This is a genomic window from Fictibacillus sp. NPDC058756 (assembly GCF_042746035.1).
Lineage (GTDB): Bacteria > Bacillota > Bacilli > Bacillales > Fictibacillaceae > Fictibacillus.
This window is the reverse complement of sequence record NZ_JBHYPU010000001.1, coordinates 1,896,346-1,921,352: the sequence shown is the minus strand read 5'-3', so window position 1 is coordinate 1,921,352 and position 25,007 is coordinate 1,896,346. Positions and strand designations below refer to the sequence as shown.

Annotated in this window: 24 protein-coding genes; 17 read left to right on the top strand and 7 right to left on the bottom strand. The window is 37.4% G+C overall.

The genetic code is table 11. The annotated features are described in order from the left end of the window. Positions 1-15 precede the first annotated feature (15 nt). Complete coding sequence (locus tag ACFW35_RS09645) at positions 16-144, bottom strand: FbpB family small basic protein (RefSeq protein WP_379845367.1); 129 nt, start codon at positions 142-144, stop codon at positions 16-18. A gap of 423 nt (positions 145-567) precedes the next feature. Here ACFW35_RS09645 and ACFW35_RS09640 point away from each other — a divergent pair, with 423 nt between their 5' ends. From ACFW35_RS09640 to ACFW35_RS09620, 5 genes are all read left to right on the top strand, one after another. Beyond that, on the top strand, positions 568-711 hold the full coding sequence (locus ACFW35_RS09640) for an acid-soluble spore protein N (RefSeq protein ID WP_066241162.1): 144 nt from the start codon (positions 568-570) through the stop codon (positions 709-711). A gap of 105 nt (positions 712-816) precedes the next feature. After that, positions 817-1,326, top strand: coding sequence for a hypothetical protein (locus ACFW35_RS09635; protein ID WP_379845365.1), 510 nt, complete (start codon positions 817-819; stop codon positions 1,324-1,326). Between the two features lie 68 nt (positions 1,327-1,394). Further along, positions 1,395-1,631: a small acid-soluble spore protein Tlp gene (gene tlp / locus ACFW35_RS09630; RefSeq protein ID WP_066289823.1), complete on the top strand. Its 237-nt coding sequence runs from the start codon at positions 1,395-1,397 to the stop codon at positions 1,629-1,631. Between the two features lie 85 nt (positions 1,632-1,716). Continuing rightward, positions 1,717-2,139: an acyl-CoA thioesterase gene (locus ACFW35_RS09625; protein ID WP_379845364.1), complete on the top strand. Its 423-nt coding sequence runs from the start codon at positions 1,717-1,719 to the stop codon at positions 2,137-2,139. Next, entirely contained in the window at positions 2,139-2,435 is a 297-nt protein-coding gene (locus ACFW35_RS09620) for a hypothetical protein (protein ID WP_379845360.1), read from the top strand. Before ACFW35_RS09625 ends, ACFW35_RS09620 begins: the two co-directional genes overlap by 1 nt. 4 nt (positions 2,436-2,439) lie before the next feature. On the opposite strand, the gene ACFW35_RS09615 is transcribed toward ACFW35_RS09620, so the two are convergent. Beyond that, entirely contained in the window at positions 2,440-2,733 is a 294-nt protein-coding gene (locus ACFW35_RS09615) for a HesB/YadR/YfhF family protein (protein ID WP_379845358.1), read from the bottom strand. A 157-nt stretch (positions 2,734-2,890) separates the two neighbouring features. Between ACFW35_RS09615 and asd the strand changes: the two genes are divergently transcribed. After that, complete coding sequence (gene asd / locus ACFW35_RS09610; RefSeq protein ID WP_379845356.1) at positions 2,891-3,748, top strand: archaetidylserine decarboxylase; 858 nt, start codon at positions 2,891-2,893, stop codon at positions 3,746-3,748. A 121-nt stretch (positions 3,749-3,869) separates the two neighbouring features. Next, the gene (locus tag ACFW35_RS09605; RefSeq protein ID WP_379845355.1) at positions 3,870-4,496 is read left to right on the top strand and encodes a uracil-DNA glycosylase family protein; all 627 of its coding nucleotides are present in this window, start codon (positions 3,870-3,872) and stop codon (positions 4,494-4,496) included. Positions 4,497-4,506: 10 nt separating this feature from the next. Here the strand turns inward: ACFW35_RS09605 and ACFW35_RS09600 are convergent, their stop codons facing one another. After that, positions 4,507-5,916: a Na+/H+ antiporter NhaC family protein gene (locus ACFW35_RS09600; protein WP_379845353.1), complete on the bottom strand. Its 1,410-nt coding sequence runs from the start codon at positions 5,914-5,916 to the stop codon at positions 4,507-4,509. A 488-nt stretch (positions 5,917-6,404) separates the two neighbouring features. On the opposite strand from ACFW35_RS09600, the gene ACFW35_RS09595 reads away from it, so the two are divergent. The 4 genes from ACFW35_RS09595 (at position 6,405) to ACFW35_RS09580 (ending at position 13,094) form a co-directional block, all read left to right on the top strand. Beyond that, a complete protein-coding gene (locus tag ACFW35_RS09595; RefSeq protein WP_379834053.1) occupies positions 6,405-7,937 on the top strand; it encodes a DEAD/DEAH box helicase in 1,533 nt (510 codons plus the stop codon). 395 nt (positions 7,938-8,332) lie between these two features. Beyond that, positions 8,333-8,833, top strand: coding sequence for a metallophosphoesterase family protein (locus ACFW35_RS09590; RefSeq protein WP_379845352.1), 501 nt, complete (start codon positions 8,333-8,335; stop codon positions 8,831-8,833). Between the two features lie 60 nt (positions 8,834-8,893). Beyond that, a complete protein-coding gene (locus ACFW35_RS09585; RefSeq protein WP_379845350.1) occupies positions 8,894-9,427 on the top strand; it encodes a GNAT family N-acetyltransferase in 534 nt (177 codons plus the stop codon). Positions 9,428-9,554: 127 nt separating this feature from the next. Further along, positions 9,555-13,094: a dynamin family protein gene (locus tag ACFW35_RS09580; protein WP_379845348.1), complete on the top strand. Its 3,540-nt coding sequence runs from the start codon at positions 9,555-9,557 to the stop codon at positions 13,092-13,094. Between the two features lie 314 nt (positions 13,095-13,408). On the opposite strand, the gene ACFW35_RS09575 is transcribed toward ACFW35_RS09580, so the two are convergent. Both ACFW35_RS09575 and ACFW35_RS09570 read right to left on the bottom strand, forming a co-directional pair. Beyond that, positions 13,409-14,860 (bottom strand): UDP-N-acetylmuramoyl-L-alanyl-D-glutamate--2,6-diaminopimelate ligase, encoded by a 1,452-nt coding sequence (locus tag ACFW35_RS09575; protein ID WP_379845347.1) that lies wholly within the window; start codon positions 14,858-14,860, stop codon positions 13,409-13,411. A 127-nt stretch (positions 14,861-14,987) separates the two neighbouring features. Next, positions 14,988-16,145, bottom strand: a complete 1,158-nt coding sequence (locus ACFW35_RS09570) for an aminotransferase A (RefSeq protein WP_379845345.1) — start codon at positions 16,143-16,145, stop codon at positions 14,988-14,990. 175 nt (positions 16,146-16,320) lie between these two features. Here ACFW35_RS09570 and ACFW35_RS09565 point away from each other — a divergent pair, with 175 nt between their 5' ends. Beyond that, positions 16,321-17,580 (top strand): MFS transporter, encoded by a 1,260-nt coding sequence (locus tag ACFW35_RS09565; RefSeq protein ID WP_379845344.1) that lies wholly within the window; start codon positions 16,321-16,323, stop codon positions 17,578-17,580. Positions 17,581-17,864: 284 nt separating this feature from the next. On the opposite strand, the gene ACFW35_RS09560 is transcribed toward ACFW35_RS09565, so the two are convergent. Both ACFW35_RS09560 and zwf read right to left on the bottom strand, forming a co-directional pair. Next, positions 17,865-18,476 (bottom strand): cyclase family protein, encoded by a 612-nt coding sequence (locus ACFW35_RS09560; protein WP_379845342.1) that lies wholly within the window; start codon positions 18,474-18,476, stop codon positions 17,865-17,867. Between the two features lie 4 nt (positions 18,477-18,480). Continuing rightward, on the bottom strand, positions 18,481-19,980 hold the full coding sequence (zwf, locus tag ACFW35_RS09555) for a glucose-6-phosphate dehydrogenase (protein ID WP_379845341.1): 1,500 nt from the start codon (positions 19,978-19,980) through the stop codon (positions 18,481-18,483). A gap of 95 nt (positions 19,981-20,075) precedes the next feature. Here zwf and ACFW35_RS09550 point away from each other — a divergent pair, with 95 nt between their 5' ends. The 5 genes from ACFW35_RS09550 (at position 20,076) to ACFW35_RS09530 (ending at position 24,876) form a co-directional block, all read left to right on the top strand. Continuing rightward, positions 20,076-20,909 (top strand): sulfurtransferase, encoded by an 834-nt coding sequence (locus ACFW35_RS09550; RefSeq protein ID WP_379845339.1) that lies wholly within the window; start codon positions 20,076-20,078, stop codon positions 20,907-20,909. 48 nt (positions 20,910-20,957) lie between these two features. Then, a complete protein-coding gene (locus tag ACFW35_RS09545; protein WP_379845337.1) occupies positions 20,958-21,788 on the top strand; it encodes a PHP domain-containing protein in 831 nt (276 codons plus the stop codon). Between the two features lie 73 nt (positions 21,789-21,861). Continuing rightward, positions 21,862-22,458, top strand: a complete 597-nt coding sequence (locus ACFW35_RS09540) for a trimeric intracellular cation channel family protein (RefSeq protein WP_379845335.1) — start codon at positions 21,862-21,864, stop codon at positions 22,456-22,458. A 98-nt stretch (positions 22,459-22,556) separates the two neighbouring features. Then, positions 22,557-23,417 (top strand): putative beta-lysine N-acetyltransferase, encoded by an 861-nt coding sequence (gene ablB / locus ACFW35_RS09535; protein ID WP_379845334.1) that lies wholly within the window; start codon positions 22,557-22,559, stop codon positions 23,415-23,417. Positions 23,418-23,475: 58 nt separating this feature from the next. Continuing rightward, positions 23,476-24,876 (top strand): sigma-54 interaction domain-containing protein, encoded by a 1,401-nt coding sequence (locus tag ACFW35_RS09530; protein ID WP_379845332.1) that lies wholly within the window; start codon positions 23,476-23,478, stop codon positions 24,874-24,876. Positions 24,877-25,007 lie beyond the last annotated feature (131 nt).

Below are 25,007 nucleotides of genomic sequence, written 5' to 3'. Positions count from 1 at the left end.
GCAAGGGATTTTTTTTCAGCCATTTTTTGTATGCTTTTCATCCAGCTTTTTTTCAAGTTGCTCGAGATAAGATTCATCTTTTAACAGCTGGCGTTTGTTTTCATTCACAAGTTCACGAAAACTCATCTTTCGGTTCTTTCTCATAATGGCACCTCTAAATATAAGATATTACCAATATTGCCTAATTAAATTCAAAATAATCAAATTGTGCAAAAATAAAACTTTTGATTTTGTGATATTTCTTTTGGAAATTAAGAAATGTAAAAAATAATAGAAAATTGTTTATTACAGATGTACAAATTTTGTTTTGTCCATTTCAAAACAACAGAGAAACCGGTTAAAAAATTAATCTCTCGGTTAAACGGAAAAATCCCACGTTAATTAAATTAATTCCACGGTAAAGCTTTATAATCCCACGATAATTTGAATGTAACCACAAATCGATACCTCGCGACAGAAAATCTCGATCTCTTTTTATAATCATCCGCAAATTAGGAATTGTTCCATCATGCATAGAGCCATTTATTTAAAGGAAAAGTAAAAAGAAGACGAAAGGGGGTTAGACCTTTGAGTAATCCAAAACGCTTTCCAGAAGATTTTGTTCCAAACCATATTGGCACACAGCCAAGAGAAAGCAACAGCAACAACGGAAAAAAGATGGCGAATAAGTCACATGATCATGCTGACTATGTTCCTCCAAAAGGCAAATAAAATAAAAATGTAAATATTCCCTCCTCCTAATTTTCACATGGACTCCCATATATTAAAGATTTTGTCGAAAAAATGTATGTAGTGAAAGAATTAGGAGGGGTACGTTTGATTACGGCATCTGTCAAACCATTACCTGTATCACATAATAAAGATGATCAGGATTATTTATATCGTCAGCTTGAAATTGAAATGCAAAGGTTAGGACATCTTGTTCCATTTCGTGAAGAATTGAACTGGGATAAAGAAGTTACTACGATGGAACTTGGAAATGTTGAAACGTTAGAAAAGCTAAAAAAAGCTGCTGCAAAAAATGATGGGGTATTCTTATTTTATGCAAAGCTTACAAAAGGAACAGTTTATCAGCACATCATCCTTCATCCAAATACGGAAGGATTTTATTTGCCTTTCCGTTTTGAAGAACCTTTTCAAATTACTGTAAAAAACAAAAAATATTGGATTGGTTCTTCTATAAGACTTGCCGAAGAGCTTGCTTGGCTTGAAATTACAATGAAAAATTCCGATGACGAAAGTGTTGTTGAGTATTGGAAGTATCTTACGGATCTTTGTAAAAGCAGTATTGAGAACATGAGTCCAATTTTGCTGCAAAAAAATTAGAGAATAAGTTATTTGGTTTTTTGCAAACACTATGATGAACTCACTTCAAACATAAAGGAGAATACATCATGCAAAAACCAAACAAAGATGATCGCAGCAATAACGTTGAACGCTTAGAGCAAATGGTCGAGAATACACAACAAAACATTCAAGAAGCTAATGAAACAGCTGATAACACGAATTTAACTGCTAGCCAGAAAGAGCAGATTAAAGAAAAGAATCAGCATAGACAAGAATCGATCGAACAGTTTCAGATTGAAATCCAGGAAGAAAAAGCCTATAGAGAAGGCAATGATCTTCAATAAATGGAAGACCGGCATAATGCTGGTCTTTTTTTGCTTTTTCTACTAAAGTGTAAGAAAAAGAGCAAAAAGGGTGGATATAATACAAATGAAGTTTATTGAAACAACCGTTGATGTTAGATATGCAGAAACAGATCAGATGGGTGTCGTATACCATGCAAATTATTTAGTCTGGTTTGAAATCGGAAGAACAAAACTTATCGAATCTCTTGGATTTAAATATGCTGATATGGAAGCACAGGGTATCCTTTCACCTGTAACTGACATTCAAGCATCTTATAAAAAACCGTTAACATATGGTCAGCAGGCGATTATCAAAACTGCGATAAAAGAATATTCGGGTATTAAAGTTGTTTATGCTTATGAGATTTATAACGAAAATCATGAGTTGTGTGTAACGGGGATCTCTACGCATGTTTGTGTAAAAAAGGAAAACTTTCGTCCGATCTCTATAAAAAAATACTTTCCTGAATGGCATGACGCCTATGTATATGCGAGCAGTGGATCATAATGGCGTTTGGAATAAACAGATCTCAGCTTAATAAATGGAAATCGGAAGTGGAAGCAGGTCAAATTGCTTTTATTACACACTTTTGGATAGATCCGCGTTTTCCCAATGAAAAGAGTGTAACAAAGGTTGGCTGCAAGGATCTGCAGAAATTAATAACGTGGGGAAGTAAATATGGGTTAAAAGCAGCATGGATTCATGAAAGAGATGCTTATCCCCATTTTGATCTGGTCGGGGATAAGCAAAGAACTATAATGGAACAGGAAGGACGTATGAATGAGCTTCAAAAGTTTTTATAACTTCCTATTTATTTTGGTTATTAAATTCAAATTGAATTTCATCGTTTTTAACGGAAACAGTTAAATCATTTTGGTCAAAGAACCATTCATCTTCTTCTTCAATAAAAAATTCATGATTTTGTATGTCTAACACAGCTGCTGGATGTTTTGGTGTATCTTTATTAATTCCAAGAGAAAATCCATCTTGAACTGTGCTGCAGCCTCCTAAGCGGACAAAAAAACGAATTTTTTTACCTTCTACTGCTTGAAGGTCCTTAATGATAAATCCTGCTGTTTCTTCGCTCATGTGTATTTTCAAATGAGAACACTCCTTATTTCTGTGCAGATCTAATTGGTGCTATTGTGACATATGCCTATTTAATTAACAATAAAATTGCCTTTTCATCTATGTTAAAATGGTTATAATAAGTTATAGCTATCATTTGACAGGATCTAACATACAAAGGGGAAATTAAATGAAACAACGAGTTGCAAGGTTAGTCTTAACCTTATTGCCGCAAAATAAAATTTCATCAATCGTCGGTAAAGCTGGACGTTCGAAACTAAGCAAACGATATGTGAAACGTTATGCTAAACATTATAAAATTAACTTATCTGAAATAGAGAAGCCTATTCATGAATATGCCCATTTGACTGAGTTCTTCTCAAGAAAACTTAAACAGGACGCACGGCCGATTCAGGGTGAAGATTCAGAGGCCATTTCACCTGTTGATGGACTTGTTACTCAAATGGGACGTATTGAAAAGGGGACGATCATCCAGGCGAAAGGAATATCTTACCCTGTACAAAAACTCCTTGCGGATGAAGGCAACGCAGACTTCGAAAGCGGTCACTTTATAACCATTTATTTAAGTCCGAAAGATTATCATCGTATCCACATGCCAGTTAAAGGGGAAGTTTATAGTTCTACGTACATTCCGGGACGTCTTTTCCCAGTTAATGATATTGGTGTTAATCATGTTAAAGGACTATTTACCAAAAATGAACGTGTAGTTACATTTGCTGAAACAGATTATGGCAAGCTCGCAATCGTAAAAGTGGGAGCATTTATTGTTGGAAGTGTAAAGGTTAAATATGATGAGAAAGTTCGTAAATGGAAGAAAATCATGAAAACGAACGTTTCTCCTGTAACGTATGAAAAAGGAGATGAAGTAGGACACTTTGAGTTTGGATCTACGGTCATCTTATTGTTTGAAGATAAGGATTTTTCATTTGATAAATCCCTTGCTGTCGGAAAGTCTGTGCGCATGGGCGAAATTATTGGAAAACATCCAGCTTCATCAAAACAGAAAAAGTATTCAGCTTCAAATTAAATCGTTTTTGCCCCGCGGAAAGTAAGCATCCTGGGGCGCAAAGTTTATCAAAACATCCAAAAATATATCCGGCAGACATTCGTTTGCCGGATTTTTACTTTGAGTAAGAAAGGAGTTTACCATGCTCAGAATAAAAGAATTTTTTGAAAAAGCAAAAACCAGTTACAGTGTGCCTGATATTGCCCTTGATTCCAAATTGATCTTTATATTGGAATCCCCTCATAAAGAAGAACTAAAGGCCGGAGTGCCTCTTGCCGGGCTTTCAGGAAGATCAATGGCAAAGGCACTTTTTTTGCAGGAAGATATACTTCCTATGGGAAAATATTTAAAACAGCTTATGCAAGATGAAAAACAGACTTTTTACGGAATTGTCAACGTTTGTCCTTTTCCACTGCAACAATCAGCTTATCCCGAAACTGAATTTATTCAAAAATATAAAAATGAATTGGAAATTGCGGAAACCATCCGTAAAAGCACAGCAAATCAATTTAGAGATGAAAATAAGGCGCTGTTCAATGAATTGCTTATCAATGATTTCCAAGATCGATTGATAAGAACGATGGAAGATGATTCGATTATCGTGCCTTGCGGAAAATTTGCTGAAAAGTATGTGAACCAATTAGCAATTAGGGACAAGCTGAATATAATTAAAGGAGTGCCGCATCCTTCTTATAATTCTTGGTCAAGAGAACGGTATAGAGACGTTATTCAAATTGTCAGGGATCAAGAAATAAAACGAACCTCCTAAATCAGGAGGTTCAAAAGAAAAAGACCGTAACACCATATAGTACTGCTGTAATACCAGCAGCAATAAGTGCGGGTTTCAGTTTGTAACGTGCATATTTAATTACTGATAAATTTAATATCCGTGCGATCGTGTTCGTATCGTCGCTTAGCGGGGAAGCAAAAGCTCCAAAGGTACCACTCGCAAAAACTGCTCCAATCACGAGTGGCAGTGATACGCCAGCAACTCCTGCCATTGAAACCCCAAGAGGCATTAATATTCCCCAAGTCCCCCAAGCAGAACCAATGAAATAGGACACTGTACAGCCGAATAAGAACAATAAAGGTACAATTACTGAAGCCGGGATCCATCCTGCGTATTTTGTAACAAAGGCAGAAAAACCGAGCTCTTCCGTTACAGAGGAAAGCCCCCAGACTACAGCCAGCAAAACAATGACGCTCATAAGCTCATTGCCTCCGAATATAAAACCATTCAATAAATCTCCTGTTTTCATACGCTGTATCCTTAAAAAGAGGAACGTAAAGATCGAGGTGAACAGAAGAGCGATCAGCATAGCATCCATAACATCTGCTGAAATGAATGCTTTTATGATTCCTCCAGATTTTTTATAGCCATCCCACCATGTCAAGAGAAGAGTGAGAAAAACGACTAAGATTAAAGGGATTATTAAATTCCAAGGTTTGTTAGGCAGCTCTTTTCCGACGGCAGGATCACAATTATGCCAATCATCATCTTCTTTATCTCCAACGTTATCTGGATCGCTTTCCTCCGTCGATTTTGAATGGTGAAAGAAACTTAAATAAACACCAACTATAATCATTACGAACGAAAAGAAGTTATATGGAATGCTTTGAATAAATAACGTATATGGATCTCCGTTTAGATTTTCATTTTTAAGTGAGATATCTACGATAGATGTCATATAACCGACGAAAGCTGTAGCGATAGGTATTAAAACTATGATCGGCGTGGCTGTTGTTTCAATAACAAAGCCGAGTTCTTGTGTTGACATTTTCACCTTTTTTAACAATGCTCTCATAATAGGAGCGATTGTTACAAAACGGAAACTCGGTGCTGCAAAAGTTCCGATGGTTGAAGCATAAGTTAAAAAAAGAGCACCTTTTTTAGTTTGAATTCTGCTGGATGCTTCTTCAACAAACCCCCTGATGCCGCCGGAAAGCTTTATCATCGAGATCAATCCTGAAAAAGCATACAAAAAAACTAAAATTTTAATGTTCTTAGGGTCAATCAATCCTTTTACAAGAAACTGGACCATTTTCTCAAGTCCTCCTACAAAAGTAGGTTTAAGGAGATAAGAACCTGTTAAAAGTCCTGCAATCAAGCCTGGCAGCACTTGTTTTGTTTTTATGGCGATTGGTATTACAACTAAAAACGGTATGACTGAAACCCAGCTACTGCTCATAAAAGCCCTTCTTTCGCACGAAGTCATAAGATTAGCGTGTGATGGTTTCAAAAAAATATTCTGCTTAAACAATAAACAAATATTTTTAAGGTGCTTTTTCATGTTTCAACAAGTGCTGCATTGGTTAAAATAGTACCGTTATCATTTAAACACAAGCAATTTAAATACTTTTCACTAAAATAATTAAATGCTTCTTATGATGGAAAGAGTTGCATTTATTATGGTTACGTGATAAGTTTAACAACGGAATATATATGGACGGAACAAGTTTGAATTACGGATAGCCTTGTAACTATTAACTTTTAATTTTTACGCATATTCACATGGCTAAGCATTTCCAGTCAATTAAACCAGCGGAAATGCTATTTTATGTGCAAATCATGATGTATTTTGAAAACAATTTGGCTGACACCTTAAAGAATTAATCACATGTCAGGTCCACGAGGTTATCGTATAAACCTTTTTCGTCAAGAAAAGGAGATAGAACATTGACAACATTTCAAGAATTGGGACTTAGTCCCGAGTTGCTTCAATCAATCAACAATATGGGATTTGAGGAAGCAACACCAATTCAGCGTGATACAATTCCTACAGCATTTAAAGGTACTGACTTAATTGGTCAGGCTCAAACTGGTACTGGGAAAACAGCTGCCTTTGGAATTCCGCTAATTGAAAAAATGGATACAAAATCACGACTCGTGCAAGGTATCGTTTTAGCACCGACAAGAGAATTAGCTGTTCAAGTTGCTGAAGAACTTAATAAAATCGGACAATTTAAAGGTATTAAAACTCTTCCGATCTATGGTGGACAATCGATTGTTCGACAAATTAAGGCATTGAAAAACGGACCGCATATCATTGTAGGAACACCAGGTCGAGTTCAAGATCATATCAACAGAAAGACATTAAAGCTTGATAGCGTTCATACAGTGGTATTGGACGAAGCTGATGAAATGCTAAACATGGGGTTTGTTGAAGATATCGAAAAGATCTTGGAAAACGTTCCAACAGAACGCCACACGATGCTTTTCTCTGCAACAATGCCAAAACAGATTCAAAACCTTGCTGCAAAATTCATGAAAGATGTTTTACTTATTAAAGTAAAAGCTTCTGAAATGACAGTTAAGAACATTGAACAAGAATATGTTGAAGTGAAAGAACGTCAAAAATTTGATGCGCTTTGCCGCTTCATGGACATTCACTCTCCAGAGCTTGCGATCGTTTTCGGACGTACGAAGCGCCGTGTAGATGAATTATCTGAAGCGTTGAGTAAACGTGGATATTCAGCTGAAGGTATCCATGGTGATCTTCCGCAAGCAAAACGTGATAAAGTATTGCGTGCATTTAAAAACAATACAATCGAAGTGCTTGTTGCTACAGACGTAGCAGCACGCGGTCTTGATATCTCTGGTGTATCTCATGTATATAACTTTGATATCCCTCAAGATCCTGAAAGCTACGTTCACCGTATTGGACGTACAGGACGTGCAGGGAAAACAGGTTATGCATTAACGTTTATTACTCCACGTGAGATCGATCACTTGTATACGATTGAAAAAATCACTAAGCGTAAAATGGTCAAACGAGTGATTCCTTCAGTTTCTGAAGCAATGGAAGGACAACAGCAGATTACACTTGAAAAGTTGATGGAAGTTGTTGAAGAAGATAACTTTAGCGGTTATAAGCAAACAGCAGTTGAATTATTGGAAGAGAATGATTCTGTTACGCTTTTAGCAGCTGCTTTAAAACTTCTTACAAAAGAGCCTGATACAACTCCGATCAACTTAACAGACGAGCCGCCTTTATCAGTTAAAAAGCGCCGTCCAAACAATCGTTTCTCTGACCGCAGACGTTCTGGTTCTGGAGGCAAAAGAGAAGGTGGAGGCGGAAGAGACCGTCGTTCTGGCTTCTCAAAAGGTGAAAGAAGCGGATCTCGTGAAGGCGGAAGCCGAAGCGGAGGACGTGACCAGTCTTACCGTTCTCAAAAGCGTGTGCGTGAAGATTTTAAAAACAGAGGATAAATAACTGACAAAAGCAAGGGGAGCTCTCAAATGTCCCTTTGCTTTTTTTATTGGCTCTTTTCTAAAGACTCATTTCTAACAGATTATTGCTTTTCTACATTCTTTGTTGATTAAGCTTCTTTGACTAGTTGATTGGAGCGCAAGGTACGTGCCTACCACATGTGAAGCTTCTCGCTAGGCATGCGACGAGGAAGCTCACGTCGGTAGCATTTACTTGTAGACGCAGGAGCAAGAATACTTCCCTGAAGCGGGACAGGTGAGACTCCTAAAGGCGCAAAGCGCGAGGAGGCTCACCGCCCGCCCTGTGGAAAGCGAGCACCTGGAGCGGAAAAAAACATCTTCTCATAGCAACTATGTTTACCGAAACAACCTTAAATACAAGGAGGAAAGCTGCATTGAAAAAGATATTAATATTAGCTGATACTCATATGCCTAAGAAAGGCAAAGAACTTCCTGAGCATCTCCTTAGCGTACTTAAAGAAGGTGTGGATTTTATCATTCACGCTGGAGACTGGTCTGAAAAGTCAGTGTATGAGGAGTTAAGTCTCTATGCTCCCGTTTATGGGGTAAGAGGGAACGCAGAAAAAGATGAATGGGCTAAACAGCTCTCTGATAAAGAGGTGCTTCAGGCAGAACATATGAAGATCGCAATCGTTCATGGCCATCTGGGAAAAGGAAGAACTACACCAGATAGAGCTTATCATTCATGTATTGATGATAAACCAGACCTGATCGTTTTTGGTCATTCACATATCCCTTTTGTGGAGAAGCGGGATGAGATCATCTTATTTAACCCGGGTTCGCCTACCGATAAACGAAGGCAGAAGAAGTTCTCCTATGGCTTATTAACGATAAATTCTAATGATAATGAATTACAGCACCACTATTTTACATAATGAATGACAAGATATGAAAAAGACATAATAAGAAAATATTGACAAGGGAGGAATTGGTGTATGCGGAGCGGGGAAACTTTTTCTTTTGAAGCTAAAAACGGAGAAACGATTATATTGCGTCCAGTAGATGAAAATGATGCCCAAGATATTATAAAGCATGTTGAGACGATTGTTAAAGCAGGAAGATATCTTCAAAAAGAAGAACCGCACTCTTTAGAAGAGGAAATTAAATTTATACTTGAAACAAGGTTAAAAGGTAACATGTACACAGCAGTTGAAAGGAAGGGAAAAGTAGTGGGGATCGCAAGAGTTTTAAAAGGCGAACTCGAGATGAAAAAACATACCGGTATATTCAGGACGTGGATTCACCCAGATTCCCAAGGTCTCGGGATTGGCAAACAAGTCATGAAATATACTTTAAGATGGGGACGGACAAACAACTTACATAAGTTATGGCTGACTGTTTTTTCAGGTAATGAGAAAGCAGTATTGGTATATGAAAAAGTTGGATTTATTACAGAAGGCAGACAAAAGAATCAAGTGATTATTGATGGGAAATTTGAAGATGAGATATTTATGGCCTATTTTTTTTGAATCGAAGTAAAAGAATTAGTGGAAGAAATCTGTTTTCGCGTATTCATAATGATAAACAATGGTGAAATCGTTATCATATATATGGTAAAGTGAATAGTGATACATGACCCGAAGACAGGTGGATACGATGAAATCAACTGAAAAAGAATTGCTATATACAGAAAAACAGCGTTTGATTGCTTTATATGAAAAGTTTGATGAACTAAAAGAATTTGAAAAAGCAGGACAGATTAGTGAACTGTTTCTTAAAGTTGCGGAAGAAGAGTATGCTATTGCATTCTGCGGTCACTTCTCGGCAGGAAAATCCAGTTTGATCAATGCTTTATCAAATACGGGGATTTTACCGGCAAGTCCTATTCCAACAAGTGCGAATATCGTAAAAATGAAACAAGGTGAACCTAAGGCTGTTGTTCATCTAAAAAATAAAGAAGTAGTTACGTTCAAACATCCTTATAACGTAGAAGAAATCAAGACTTTATGTAAAGACGCAGAACTTGTAGATGCTATCGAACTTTTTTACGAGAAAAAGGAAAATACTGCGGCAAATATTGCATTTTATGATACCCCTGGAATTGATTCTACAGATCCAGCTCATAAGAAAGCGACTGAGAACGTCATACATTTAGCGGATGTTATTTTTTATGTTATGGATTATAACCACATCCTTTCAGAGACAAATATTGAATTTATCAAATCGTTGAATGAAAAGGGCAAATCGATACGATTAATTATTAATCAAATCGACAAACATCAGGAAAAAGAGCTTTCTTTTAATTCCTTTAAAGAGAACGTGTTTGAGGCGTTTAAAGATTTTGGAATCAGTAAGGAGCAAATTTTTTTCACAAGTGTAAGATCCCCGGAAATTCCTTTTAACGATCTCTCGGCTTTAGTAGCTTATATAAAAAAAATAGAATTAAATAAAGACCAATTGCTTCTTCAGGAAACAAACCGCCAGCTTCGTTATTTTGTGACAGAGTTTGTTGAGCAAAATGAAAAAAACAAACTTAACTTAGAGGCACTAGAAGAAAAACTGGCACTTTTGTATAACGAAAAGAAAAACCAGCAATCTTTAATAAGCGATATTGAACAAAATAATAAGGAAAAAGAAGAAACTATTCGTGATCAGTTTGTGAAAATAATTGAGTCTGCTCAATTAATGCCATATGAAACTAGAGAAAAAGCAGGACTGTTCATTGAGGCTGCAAAAAATGACTTTAAGGTAGGTTTGTTCTTCTCAAAACAAAAAACAGAACAAGAACGAACCCATAGAAAAAATGCATTTCAAGAAAAACTGCAAGAGTCAGTTGACGCTCATATAAACTGGCATGCACAAAATTATATAAACAGCTTGCAGAAAGAGTTTCAGATTGATTTTCCTCAATGGGAAACCATAAGTCTTAATGATGAAACGTTATATTCCTATGTTCAATCAGGTTTATCTTCACAAGGACAAGGTCTGATAAATTATTGTGATAACATTGCTGGGGAAGTAAAAAAGAAAGCCCGGCAGCAGATGAGTGAATGTATCTCTTTTGCTATTTCCATAGTAAAAGGTGAGAATGATAAAGTTTCTGCGGCACATCAAGATAAAGAAGAAAAGATTAATAAAGAAATAGCAGCTCTTAAAAAGAAAAAAGAAGATGCTGTTATTTGGGCAGAAAAAAAGAGAGAATTGTTAAGTGCTGCAACTGCTGAAGAACCACTGGTTATTGCTGTGAAAGAGTATGAACAAAAATTCAAATCACAATACAATGAGATATCCGTTGAAGAGTTTAAAAGCAAATTTGGTGAGATAACAGAAAACAAAATGTTAAACGCTGAGCAGGTTATTTCTGAAGTACAAAAGAAAGAAAATGAAAGATCCGGCACGCTATTAGATGAGACTGAAAAGCTATATAAAACAGCAGCCCTTCTTAAGCCATTATCCGGGTTTTCAAACATAGCAGATGAGATGAATCAGCTTGCTGACAGGCTAAAGAAGCGCTCTTTTTCAACTGTATTATTTGGAGCATTTTCGGCAGGGAAATCTTCCTTTGCCAATGCCTTGTTTGGAGAAGCGATCCTTCCTTCATCACCAAATCCGACAACAGCTGCCATTAATGAAATCCGAAAACCAGATGAAGAAAATCAGCATGGTACTGTAATGATTGAAATGAAATCGGATCAGGAAGTTCTTAATGAAATCAATATGATACTTCAATCTAATCACAATGATTTAAGTATTTTAAGAGATACTTCAAAAGAAGAATATGAGGGTAATAAGCATGTAGGAGCCTTTATCGAAGGGTATCAAGGTTCTAAGGGACAGCTGGGCACACACATTAAAGCTGACATTTCCGAAATCAGAAACTTTGCCGCTGTTGAGTCGAAAGCTTGTTATGTTAAAAAAATAACGATATATTACAGCTGTCCATTAACTGAAAAAGGTCTTGTTCTCGTTGATACACCTGGAGCAAACTCCATTCATTCACGTCATACAGAAGTAGCATTTGAATATATGAAACAAGCAGATATTATTATCTATCTGACTTACTTTAATCATGCCTTCTCTTATGCAGACAGGGAATTTCTAATACAGTTAGGTAGGATTAAAGACACATTTGCTTCGGATAAAATGTTCTTTGCCATAAATGCCTCTGATCTAGCTAACAGCGAAAGTGATAAATTGGATGTCGTAAACCATGTTAAAGGTAACCTCCAGACGTTTGGGATTCGAAATCCAAGATTATTTTCGGTTTCCAGTAAAAATGAACTATCCCAACCAGGGCATCCTGAGAGCGGTTTTGACTTATTTACTAAAAGTTTGTTTCATTATGTAGAGAATGATCTTGAACAGGCGATGATTAAAAGTGCAGAAGCTTCTCAGAATCATGCGAAAAATGTCGTTCACAATATGGTCTCTGAAACAGAGCTAAGACTGCAGCAAGAAGATGAATATTTAAATGCTGTTCAACAAAGAGAAAATTCGTTGCTGGAATATTGCGCGAAGAATATTTTCTTAGCAAAGAATCAATTTGAACAGGAGCAGAAAGAGCTTTTATTTTACGTTAAACAGAGGGTTTTAATTCGCTATCACGATTTTTATAAAGAGACCATTCATCCAGCTGCTGTCAAATCTTCTAAAGCGGAGCTCAATGCATGTATCTCAGAATTATATGCAAAGTTAGCACATGATCTTCACCAGGAATTCAGAGCCTGTTCACTGCGCTTGGATAAATGGATACAAAGGAATCTTAATGATAAAGAAAAGAATACGATAGAAAAAGGCGAGGAATTCCAGGTTAGCTTAAAGCTTCCCGCAGAGAATTCAAGTTTGTATGATACACCTTTACTTTCTTCTAAATTCAATGATAGCGCGGGAAGAGATAATAAAGAATGGATATCTTATTTCAAAAATGCAAAACAATTTTTTGAACAAGGCGGTTCTAACGACCTAAAGAATGATTTGGCAAAACGTGTAGAGACAGAAGTGGAACAATGGATTGCAACAGCAGAGAAAGCACTTGAACAACATTACATGTCTGTTATCGCAAAAGCAGAACTTCATTCAAAAGAAGATTTCTTGAATCAGATCACCGGTTATTTTAACGAATTAAAAAAACCAGGAGATCTTGAAGCTCGGATAATTGCTTTGAAAAATTGTCTAAATATAATGTCACATGAATAAAAAGGGCTCATTTTTAAAAGATTGTTGCTTATAGAGTACGCTTTTTTGACTAGTTGCTTGGAGCGCAAGGTGCGTACCAATTACCTGAGTACTCTTCTCGTAAGGCATTCGACGAGGAAACTCGCTTCGATAGGATTTCTAGCAGACGCAGGAGCACAGTAAATTCCTTATGAGACCCCGGCAGGCTATATTAGCCTTGGTGGCTCACCGCACGCCGCGGAAAGCAAGCATCATGTAGCGGAAACAACATCTTCCAATCAACAAACAGCCATAAAAAACAGCACTGCCGCTTGAGCATGTGCTGTTTTTTTGTGTTATAAAGCTGCTTTATTCAAAGATTGAAAAATTTTAACTGTAGATAAATCGGAATCTGAAGGGTATTGATACTTTTCTTTGTAGCTCTCAGGTCCTTTTCCAGTTATAATGACCACACTTTTTGGAGGTGCTTCCCTTAAAGCATAAAAGATTGCTTCTGTTCTGTCAGAAATAACAGTGGGGGAGTGCGGTCCAACTGGTATCGCTTCTTTTGTTTCTTGAATTAGCTGCTCTCTTGTCACTCCATCTAAATCATCTACTGTTAAGACGGTTTCATCGCTATATTCTAAAGAGATGCTGATCATTTCCGATCTTTTCGTCACGTCCCGATTTCCTCTAAATCCAAAAACATGATAGAACGGACGGCTGCCCGCTTTTTTTCTGGCTGCTTCTAATACTTGGGATACCCCGTCAGGAGTATGTGCGTAATCAATGATGACTTCAGTTCCATTATAAAGAGTAAGTTCCTCAAACCTTCCAGGTATGCCCTGGAAGGTCTTGAGATAGTTAATGGAATCCTTAATAGGTACTCCGTAATCAAGTGCAGCAGCGATAGCAGCAGTGGTATTCAAGGCATTATAATCACCGGGCAAGGGAAGAGGGACTGTTACATGCAGCGTTTCATGAACAAGATTAAAATAATTTTTCCCTACATCTTCTATATAAAAATGATCAGTTTTTCTTTTCCCATAAGTCCAAACCTGCAATGTATTCTTTGAAGACAATTCCTGAATTAAACGTTTTCCATAGCTTCCTTCACTGCAAATAATAGCTGTACCTTTTGGTTTTAAATATGAAAAAAGTTTTGCCTTGCACTGATAATAGGACTCCATTGTACCGTGATAGTCCAGATGATCGTGAGTTAAATTTAAGAAGATGGCCTGATTATATATGATCCCTTCAATTCTATTTTGTTCAAGGCCATGGGAACTTACTTCCATCACAACTGCTTCGTCATTACTTTCGCTCAACATCTTCTGTAATGTAACAGGGTCAGGAGTTGTATGCGAGCTTTTTACAATTTTAGAATTGATATAGTGGTGAACAGTACCGAACAATGCAGTTGAGATTCCATGTGATATGAGGATGTGCTGCAATAGAAAGGAAGTCGTGGTTTTTCCATTGGTTCCAGTAATTCCTGTCATCTTATGCTTTTTGTACGGGTCGTCATAAAAGTAAGAAGCAGCAAGGCTTAACAATCGCTTCGTATCTTTTGCGTAAAAGTAAAGACCAGAGGCTGATGTTTCTCGATATTCACCAACTACAGCTGCAGCACCATTCTCAAATGCTTCTTGTATGTATTGATGTCCGTCCGCCTGCACACCTGAAATAGCAAAGAACAAATAACCCGGCTCTACTTTTTTTGAATGAGAAGTAATGCCGGTGATTATAGGATCTTTATCTGTATTGGCGTCAATGTGCAAGTGGCTTAATAATGCTTGTAAATTCACGGAAACGTCATCCTTTTAATAAAGTATTTGTAGTGTTTTTCTAATTTGAGTTCTTATACACGAACCTAAATTTAACCGTAATAGGGTTATGTAAACTATTCGAAAAAACTGCCCATTTTAGGGCAGTTTAAGAAATAGTTTTTATAAAATTTTCTAGACCGTCCATACCCTTTTCCAACTGCTCTAAAGATGCAGCATAAGAGATTCTTATATAACCTTCTCCAAGGGAAGAAAAGGCATCACCCGGTACGACTGCTATACGTTCTTTTTGAAGGAGATTTAAAGCAAATTGATAAGAGCTTAAACCAAATTGCTTAACAGGAATGAAAAGGTAAAAGGCGCCATTAGGTTTTTCGAATTCCAATCCCATCTGCTCCAATCGGCTAGAACAGTAATCCAATCGTTTTTTATATTCATTTCTCATGGGAGCTGCGTCATCTTTGCCCTTGGTCAGCGCTTCTATAGCAGCTGCCTGTGAAATCGTTGATGCACAAGTAACATTGTACTGATGAACCTTTAAAACATGCTGAAGGATTTCAACAGGGGCAAATAAAAGGCCGATTCTCCAGCCAGTCATGCTATGTGATTTTGAAAGACCATTAATAACAAAGGTCTTATCGCGCATCCCATTATAAGATGCTATAGACCGGTGTTTTCCGTTATATCTAAGTTCACTATAGATTTCATCAGAAATGACAAAGATATTTTGGTTACATAAGTAATAAGCCAGTTCTTCAAGTTCGTTATCTTCAAGAGTTACCCCAGTAGGGTTGGATGGAAACGGAAGAATTATGGCTTTGGTTTTAGGTGTAATAACTTCCTTTATAAGATCCACCGTTACTTTAAAACCTGTTCGTGTTGTATCGATATATATAGCTTTCGCTCCGCACAGTGTAATTACGGGTTCATATCCTGGATAAACTGGTGCAGGCAATAAAACTTCATCACCTTCAGACAAAATGGCTCTCAAAGAGATATCAATTGCTTCACTCGCTCCCGTTGTAACAATAACTTCATTTTGATGGTTATAGTTAAGATCATACTTTTCATAAAGAAATGAAGCGGCAGCTTTCCTTAATTCTTCATATCCAGCGTTATGTGAATATACGGTTTGATTATTATGTATAGCTTTTATAGCTGCTTCCTTTACATGCAGTGGAGTAGGAAAATCAGGCTGCCCAAGAGTGAGGGATATCGCGTCTGGATATTTCACCACCTCATTAAAGAACTTGCGTATACCTGATATTTGAATGGATCTAGCGCGGCTGTTTAACAAATGTTCCATTAATAATAACTTCCTTTCGTCTTCCACATGCGGTTTTCTGAGTATTTTGTTGAAAATTCACTTTGCAATAAGTGTAGCTTTAATTTGTTTCTGCAGTCAATGGGTGGATTTTCTTGTATGGTTTCATCACTTTTTACAATACTAAAGAGGTAATAGTACGGTTGTGGAGGATGTTATGGAAGCAAAGAAAAAATGGGATCTGTTTGCACTCGCATCAATTCCTCTTGTAATGACGCTGGGAAATTCGATGCTTATACCTGTTTTGCCTGAGATCGGAAAGGAATTAAAGATTTCCTCATTTCAGGTCTCAATGATCATCACAGTTTATTCAATTGTTGCCATTCTTTTAATACCTATCGCGGGTTACCTTTCAGATCGATATGGACGTAAAAAAGTAATTATCCCGAGTCTTTTTATCGCAGGGATCGGGGGATTAATCTCAGGATGGGCGGCCTGGCAAGCGGATAATGCATTTATGCTAATTCTTGTAGGAAGGTTCCTTCAGGGGGTGGGTTCTTCCGGTGCTGCACCTGTTGTAATGCCTCTAGTTGGAGATATGTTCAAAGAGGAGGAAGAAGTAAGCTCTGGTTTAGGCCTTATTGAAACATCTAATACGATAGGTAAAGTTCTAAGCCCAATCCTTGGGGCTTTTTTAGCCACTATTATTTGGTTTTTACCTTTCTGGCTCATTCCCGTGTTCTGTGTAATTTCTATTTTATTGGTGCTGTTTTTAGTTAAAGTTCCAAAGAAAGACCAAGAAAAGCAGCCTTTTAAAGAGTTTTTAAAGAATGTTAAAGAAATCTTTCATAATGAAGGTAAATGGCTTATGGCTATTTTTTTTATCGGCGGAGTTATTATGTTTGTGCTTTTTGGTATTTTATTTTACCTATCGACCATCTTAGAAGAAAAATACTTCATAAAAGGTGTTATGAAAGGTTTAGTACTGGCGGTTCCTTTATTGGCTTTATCAATTTGCTCTTATATAGCAGGGAAAAAAATTAAACAAAATAAAATAGTTATGAAATGGTGCACGTTCATATCCATGGTGCTTCTCGGAGGATCTGCATTCCTGATTACATTTTTTGAAAATGTTTATTTTTTATTAGGGGCATTATTCATTGCCGGAATTGGTATTGGGGCAGCATTGCCTTGTTTGGACGCTTTAATTACAGAGGGAATTGATAAGGAAGCAAGAGGTACGATAACCTCTATTTACAGTTCAATGCGATTTGTGGGAGTAGCTTTAGGTCCGCCAATCTTTGCCATACTGATGAAATCGTCACACGAAATAGTTTTCTATACATCTGCAGGTGTAAGTATTCTTGCTGCAATAGCCGCGTTCTTTGCGATAAAACCTGAAAAGGAAAAGGACGGGGGAGATGAAGGCAGCAAGGATGAACAGTCTGCAAAGAATTTGGAGCCGGCAGTAGAGTAAGATGGAATAAAAAAGGATTTGTTTATTGTCTTTTCAAAAATTGTTGCTTATGATTCTTTTTGTGTGATACTTCTTTGATAAGTTGATTGGAGCGCAAGGTGTGAGACTCCTGCGGGATCAGCGGGACAGGTGAGACCACGGCAGGCTTGAATAGCCAAGGGGCTCACCGCACGCCCCGCGGAAAGCGAGCATCCTGGAGCGGAAATCAACCACTTCCAATAGCAATAAAGTTTGGGAAAAAGGCAAATAAAAAAACAGCGGACTCAAACCGCTGTTTTTCTTGTTTATTCTTCAATTAATACGATACGTGCGGGCGAGGCATCCAGACCCCTGATTTTTAATGGAGCTGCTACCATCAAGTATTCACCTTCGGGCACATCTTTTAACTGCAGACCTTCAATAATAATTACATCTTTTTGAAACAATTGTTTGTGAGTAGGATGATTTTCTTGAGCACGTTCGACTCCGAGAGCGTCGATCCCTACACCTGATACTCCGATTTCAGCAAGTGTTTTGGCAGCTTCATGATTTACATAAATGAACTCAAAGTTAAATTCCGTATCCCACGAGTTTTTCGTTTTAAAAAGTACAAAATCACCTTTTTGAATATCTTTGCCGGCGAGGTCATCCGCTTTAATTGAATCTTCAGCATTTGTAAGATCGATTACTTTTGCTTTTCGTACTAGTTTTTCTAGCTCCAGAGTTTCAATCGTATCACCGCCAGGGACCATGTGAAGAGGAGCATCAACATGTGTTCCTGTATGAACATCCATTGCGATTCGAGTTTCGGTAACATGGCCGTTTTGTAAAGTGTCAAAAGAAGGCTGTTTTTCAGGTTTGTTTTTATATACAGGCATACCTTCGTAAATTGGTAATGAAACGTCGTAAATTTTCATTTGATTAACATTCCTCTCTTACTTTAGTAGGTTCCCACCAGGAATGGCCATCTGAGTTTAATAATTGGTCTGCTTCCTGAGGACCCATGCTGCCTGAGTGGTAATACGTAATCGGAGCACCAGCGCCATCCCAAGTTTTAGTTATACGGTCAATAAACTCCCAGCTTAACGCAACTTCATCCCAGCGTGTAAAGTATGTGGAATTCCCCAATAAACAATCATGCAGAAGCTTTTCATATGCTTCAGGAGAGTTCATGTCAGTAGCTGATTTATTGTTATATGTCATATCGATCGGCAAAAGATCTGATGTATCTCCTTTTGGTTTAGCATTTAGTGTGAGACTGACACCTTCATCAGGCTGAATATGAATTCTTAACAGGTTTGGCTGATATTTTTCAGTATTAGCGTGATAGAGAGCCATTGGACCTTGTTTAAACTGAATAACAATCTCGGTTGATTTAACAGCCATGCGTTTTCCTGTACGGATATAAAATGGAACGCCTGTCCATCTAAAATTATCTATGAACAGTTTAGCAGCAACAAAAGTTTCAGTTTTTGATTCCGGATCTACATTTTCTTCTTTTAAGTAGGCGGGAACTGATTCACCTTTAATTGTTCCATCTGTATATTGGCCGCGGATAACGTTCTTTCTTACTTCTTCTTCGTTAAAGAAACGCAATGAACGAAGAACTTTTACTTTTTCATCACGGATATGTTCAGGTTTTAGTTCGCCAGGCGGTTCCATGGCTACCATCATAACCATCTGGAGCATATGGTTTTGGACCATATCTAATAGAGCTCCTGATTTTTCATAATAGGCAGCTCTGTCCTCAACGCCTAAAGTCTCACTTGATGTAATCTGAACAGAATCAATATATTTATTGTTCCAGATCGATTCAAAGATCGCATTTCCAAATCGGATAACTTGTATGTTTTGTACCATTTCTTTTCCGAGGTAGTGGTCAATACGATAGATATCATCTTCATTAAAACTTTGCTGAATTTCTTCATTCAATTTTGTAGCAGAAGGGAGATCATGGCCGAACGGTTTTTCAATTACGATTCTTTGCCAGCCATCGGTATTTGTGATGCCTTCTGATTTTAGAAATGTAGGTATGGTACCAAAGAAACTAGGCGCCATCGCTAAATAATATAAACGGTTGCCATTTGTCTGATAATCTCTGTCCAGAACATTCAGCAGTTCTTTAAGCTCATGATAGCTGGGTTCACTTGTAACATCCATCTTTAAGTAATAAAAGTGAGAAGCGAATTTCTTTACCTTATCACTTTCGATGCTTGGCGTGTGTTCGTTAACTGCTTCATACACTTCCTGCTGGAATTGCTCCTGTGAATATTCTTTTCTGGATACACCCACAACAGAAAAATTCTCTTTCATATGGCCCTTTTGGTACAATTGATAAAGAGCAGGAAAAAGTTTTCGGTGAGCAAGGTCACCTGTTGCTCCAAAGATTACAATAGAAGCATTTGGTATACTATGTATCATTTTGCAAGTCACTTCTTTCTATCAGTTCTAATAGTTACAGTTTTCCCAAGATGAAGATAAATTAACGTAATACTTCACAAATAGGAGGTTATCTTATGTCCAATTTAGTAAGCCCTGAATGGGTGGACAGTAAAATAAAGGATGAAAACACTGTTATTTTCGATTGCCGTTTTTCATTGGCTGACCCGGATACAGGCTTTGAACTCTACAAAAAAGATCATATCGAAGGAGCATATTATGCTGACTTAGATAAACATCTATCTGGAACAATTTCAACCCATGGCGGCCGTCATCCGTTACCTTCCGTAAACATACTATCACAATTTTTAAGCAGTTGCGGAGTAGACTCAGAAAAAATAATAGTAGCATATGACGATCAATCCGGTACAATGGCAGCAAGATTCTGGTGGCTTATGAAGTACGCTGGACTGAACAATGTATATGTCATGCAAGGCGGATATACACACTATAAAGAAAAAGGCTACGCTTTCTCAAGTAAAGTGCCTAATAAACAGTTATCAGAAATTAAACTTGATTTTAATAACAATATGATAATTACACGTGATGAACTGGTTAAAGCTCTTCAGCAAAAAGATAGGCTGCTCATAGACGCAAGAGAACCTAACCGCTTTAAAGGGATTACCGAACCGATTGATCCTGTCGCAGGACATATACCAACTGCCATAAATGTACCATGGGTGATTCATTTTAATGAACCAGGCTGTTGGAAAGATAAAAAGGATCTAAAGAACTTATACAAAGATCACTTAGTGGATAACAAAACACCAGTTGTCTATTGCGGATCAGGTGTTACAGCATGTGTTAATATCCTTGCTATGAATGAAGCTGGATTAGAACTTCCGATTTTATATGCAGGCAGCTGGAGTGACTGGATCAGTTACAATGATCATGAAAAAGAAACGCACTAAAATAAAATTTCACGTACCGTAATTTAAATAAAAAAGGAATGAAAAAATATGAAACAAGGCGATCTGCATACCCATACTACTGCTTCTGATGGTACATTTTCGCCATCACAAAACATCCAGCGCGCAGTTGAGAAAGGATTGAAAGCCATTGCAATCACAGATCATGACACAATAAAAGGTGTCGAGGCTGCAATTGAAGAGGCAAGTAAGTATGATGATTTTGAATGTATACCAGGCATTGAGATCAGTACATTGTATAAAGGACAAGATATTCATGTTTTAGGCTATTACATTGATTATAAAGACAAAAATTTTCTGCTGACACTAGAAAAGCTGACCTCAGTAAGAGACCAGCGGAATAAGATGATTTTGCAAAAACTAAATGAGCTGGGTATACAAATAGATGAATCAGAACTGGAAGCAAAAAGGTGCGGCGAAGGGAACGTAGGCAGAGGACATATTGCTGAGATTTTAATGGAAAAGGGTATCGTGAATTCACTTCATGAAGCATTTGAAAAATACTTAGGCAAAGGTAAAGCAGCATACGCCATACCTGATCGCATTTCACCAATGGAAGCCGTAAAAATTATTCAGGATGCAAATGGCGTCCCTGTGTTAGCTCATCCTGGAATCTATGATGCTGATGAACTGATTGCATTATTAAGTGAAATCGGCCTGGCAGGTATCGAATGCTTTCATCCTGACCATACGATAGAACAGGTTCATCATTATGAGAAACTAGCAGATAAATATTCCTTAATTAAGACTGCGGGCAGTGATTTTCACGGCTTTAGGAACGGTGAGGTTTTTCACGGAGATATAGGAAGCTGTACGGTTCCTTTAAGTACACTGGAATCATTAAAGAATTTTTGTAAATAATCCTTGCCAGCAGGCTCGTAACCTTATAAGATTCAATACGGAGAGTTATTGAATACAGAGAGGAAGTACGAGTTTGACTTGGGATTTATTAAATATCATTGGAACGATCGCATTTGCAATTTCGGGGGCGCTCGTTGCAATGGAAGAAGATTATGACATACTGGGTGTATTTATTTTAGGATTGGTTACAGCGTTCGGTGGAGGAATCATACGAAATGTATTAATAGGACTCCCTGTGGATACGATTTGGGAACAAGGTCTTTTACTTAAATCAGCCCTAGCTGCAATGGGCATTGTCTTTTTTATGCCGGAAAATTTAATTCGGTACTCAAAAAGGAGTTTGCATTTCTTTGATGCAATCGGCCTTTCAGCTTTCGCAATTCAAGGAGCAATCACTGCATCAAGCATGGGGCATCCTATGAGCGCGATTATTGTTGCCGCGATTTTAACAGGAATAGGCGGGGGGATCATTCGTGATATTCTAGCTGGCAGAAAGCCCGTAGTGCTGCGAGAAGAAATTTATGCAGTTTGGGCTCTGCTAGGCGGACTGATTGTAGGTTTAAATATAGTGAACGGTACAATTGAATATATGATTCTATTTATCAGCCTCGTTGTCTTTAGGATGCTGTCCCTTAAATTTAATTGGAAGCTGCCGCATAGAGCATTGTAATGACAAGCTTTTTAGCCACCTTATACGGGTGGTTTTTTTGTGCAGGAATTTATCCGTAATTTATGGAATTTATGTAAAAGAGACAGGAGGGCTGACAAGTGTATACCACTTTTTATAAAAACGAAAAAATTCAGCAGCCGAAGTTTACAGCCGAAGTTTGTTTTGATTATTATAACGAACGGATCCGAATTGATGACTATCGCGGAAATGTAAGTTTATTATCGAAGTGGCTCGACGAGATCGCAGCTCAAAATAATTTCCATAAAATAATAATCAAATCCCGTCACGATGATCTTTCCAATTGGCTTGAGTTAGGTTTTATATATGAAGGGGAGTTTAAGGGTTACTTTAACGGTGCGTCTGCAGTTTCTATGTGCAAGTATTTAAATAACGAAAGAAGAAACAGCAGTTATTGGATAGAAGAAGACAAAATTATAAAAGACGTATTAAGGCTGTCCCCAACTTCAATATCAAATCCTATGCCGAAAGAATATACATTGCGGATGGCAGATGAACAAGACGCAAAAGAACTCGCAGATTTATATAGTCAAGTATTTGAGGTGTATCCAACTCCAATGGATGACCCGGAATATGTTCTTAAAATGATCAAATCAGGAACATTGTTCTGTGTGATAACTTATCAAAAAAGAATTGTAAGTGCTGCGTCAGCTGATGTAAATGCTGTTTATCATAATGCTGAAATCACTGATTGTGCAACTCTCACGGAACATCGAAAATTTGGTCTTATGAAACATTTGATTGATCACTTGGAACAAGAACTTTTTAACAGAAAAATCTATTGTTCCTATTCCATAGCGAGAGCTCTTTCATTTGGCATGAATGCCGTATTTCATCAAAAAGGGTACGTTTATAAAGGGAGACTGGCTAACAACTGTAAAATTTTCGATAAATATGAAGATATGAATATTTGGGTTAAAGATTTATCCGAAAGCATATGAGTGCCTGAAATTCGGCACATGCTGACAAATAATCGGCATCAAAGGGCGGTGTTGTTTCATGATTTCTGGATCATTGGAAACAGCTGAAACATTAAATGCGATTTTAAAGACAATTGATGAAGGCATTCATGTTGTGGATGCAAATGGAATGACTATTTTCTATAATTCGGTAGCTGCCTCTTTAGACGGTTTAACTTTAGAAGAAGTGCATAACAGCCATGTTTTAGATGCCTTTCCTTCACTTACAAAAGAAACGAGTACGTTATTAAAAGTTATACAGACAGGTACTCCTATATATAATCAGCATCAAGCTTATACGAATCGAAAAGGAAAACAAATTGATACAGTTAATTCAACTTTGCCGCTTTGGCTGGATGGTGAGCTAATTGGAGCAGTAGAAGTTGCAAAAGATATATCAAAAGTTAAACAGCTTTCAGATCAATTGCTCGACTTGCAGGCAAAAATGAAAACAACAAAAAATAAAACCGATAAACAAACCTTTGCCACCTATCATTTTCATAATATTTTAAGCTTAGATCCTTTACTTAACGATATTAAGGAACAATGCAGAAAAGCATCTAAAACAAGTTCTCCCATAATGATTTATGGTGAAACTGGGACAGGTAAAGAAATGTTTGTACAAGCTATTCATAATGAGTCACCGAGGGCGAATAAACCATTTGTTGTTCAAAACTGTGCGGCTATTCCTGGACCTTTACTTGAAGGGATATTGTTTGGTACGAAAAAGGGAAGTTTTACAGGTGCAGTTGACAGGCCTGGGGTTTTTGAACTGGCTGACGGAGGAACATTATTTTTAGATGAAATAAACTCAATGCCTATTGAGCTGCAGGCAAAGATTCTTCGTGTTATCCAAGAAGGTGTAGTACAGCGGATTGGAAGTACAAATTTACGAAAAGTAAATGTTAGAATAATATCCGCCCTTAATGAAGCCCCTGAACAATGTATATCAAAAGGTCTATTAAGACAGGATTTGTTTTTCAGGCTAAATGTCGTTTATATTGAGCTTCCGCCATTGCGGGAAAGGCAAAAAGATATTTCCTATTTATCAATTCATTTCTTAAATGAATTAAATGCTGCTTTTAAAAAGAATGTAATGGGATTAACACAGGAAGCAGAGCAATTACTTAATGAATATAGCTGGCCGGGGAACATTCGAGAGCTGAAACACGCCGTCGAGCATTGTATGAATTTTGCTGATAACAACACAACAATTGGTATAGCTTTAATGCCTAAACATATAAAAAGCACAAAAAGTTTCAGAGCAGAAAATCACATACCTCATCCTTCATCAATACCGCCATTGAGGGAAGCTCTTGGTGAATATGAAAAGCAGATTATCCAAATGGCTTTGAAACAAACCTCGGGCAATATTCAGCAGGCAGCAAAAATTTTACAAGTTCCAAGACAAACACTTCAATATAAAATTAGACAAAAGTAAACCGCCGATTTTTCGGCGGTTTTTCTATTTCAGTAATTTTGGATTTAGAGCCGAAAACAGCCTAACGTGCATAAACTATACCGTGATTTCATTATTTAGAAATTGCGGATTAATTGGCACGAATCTTGCAT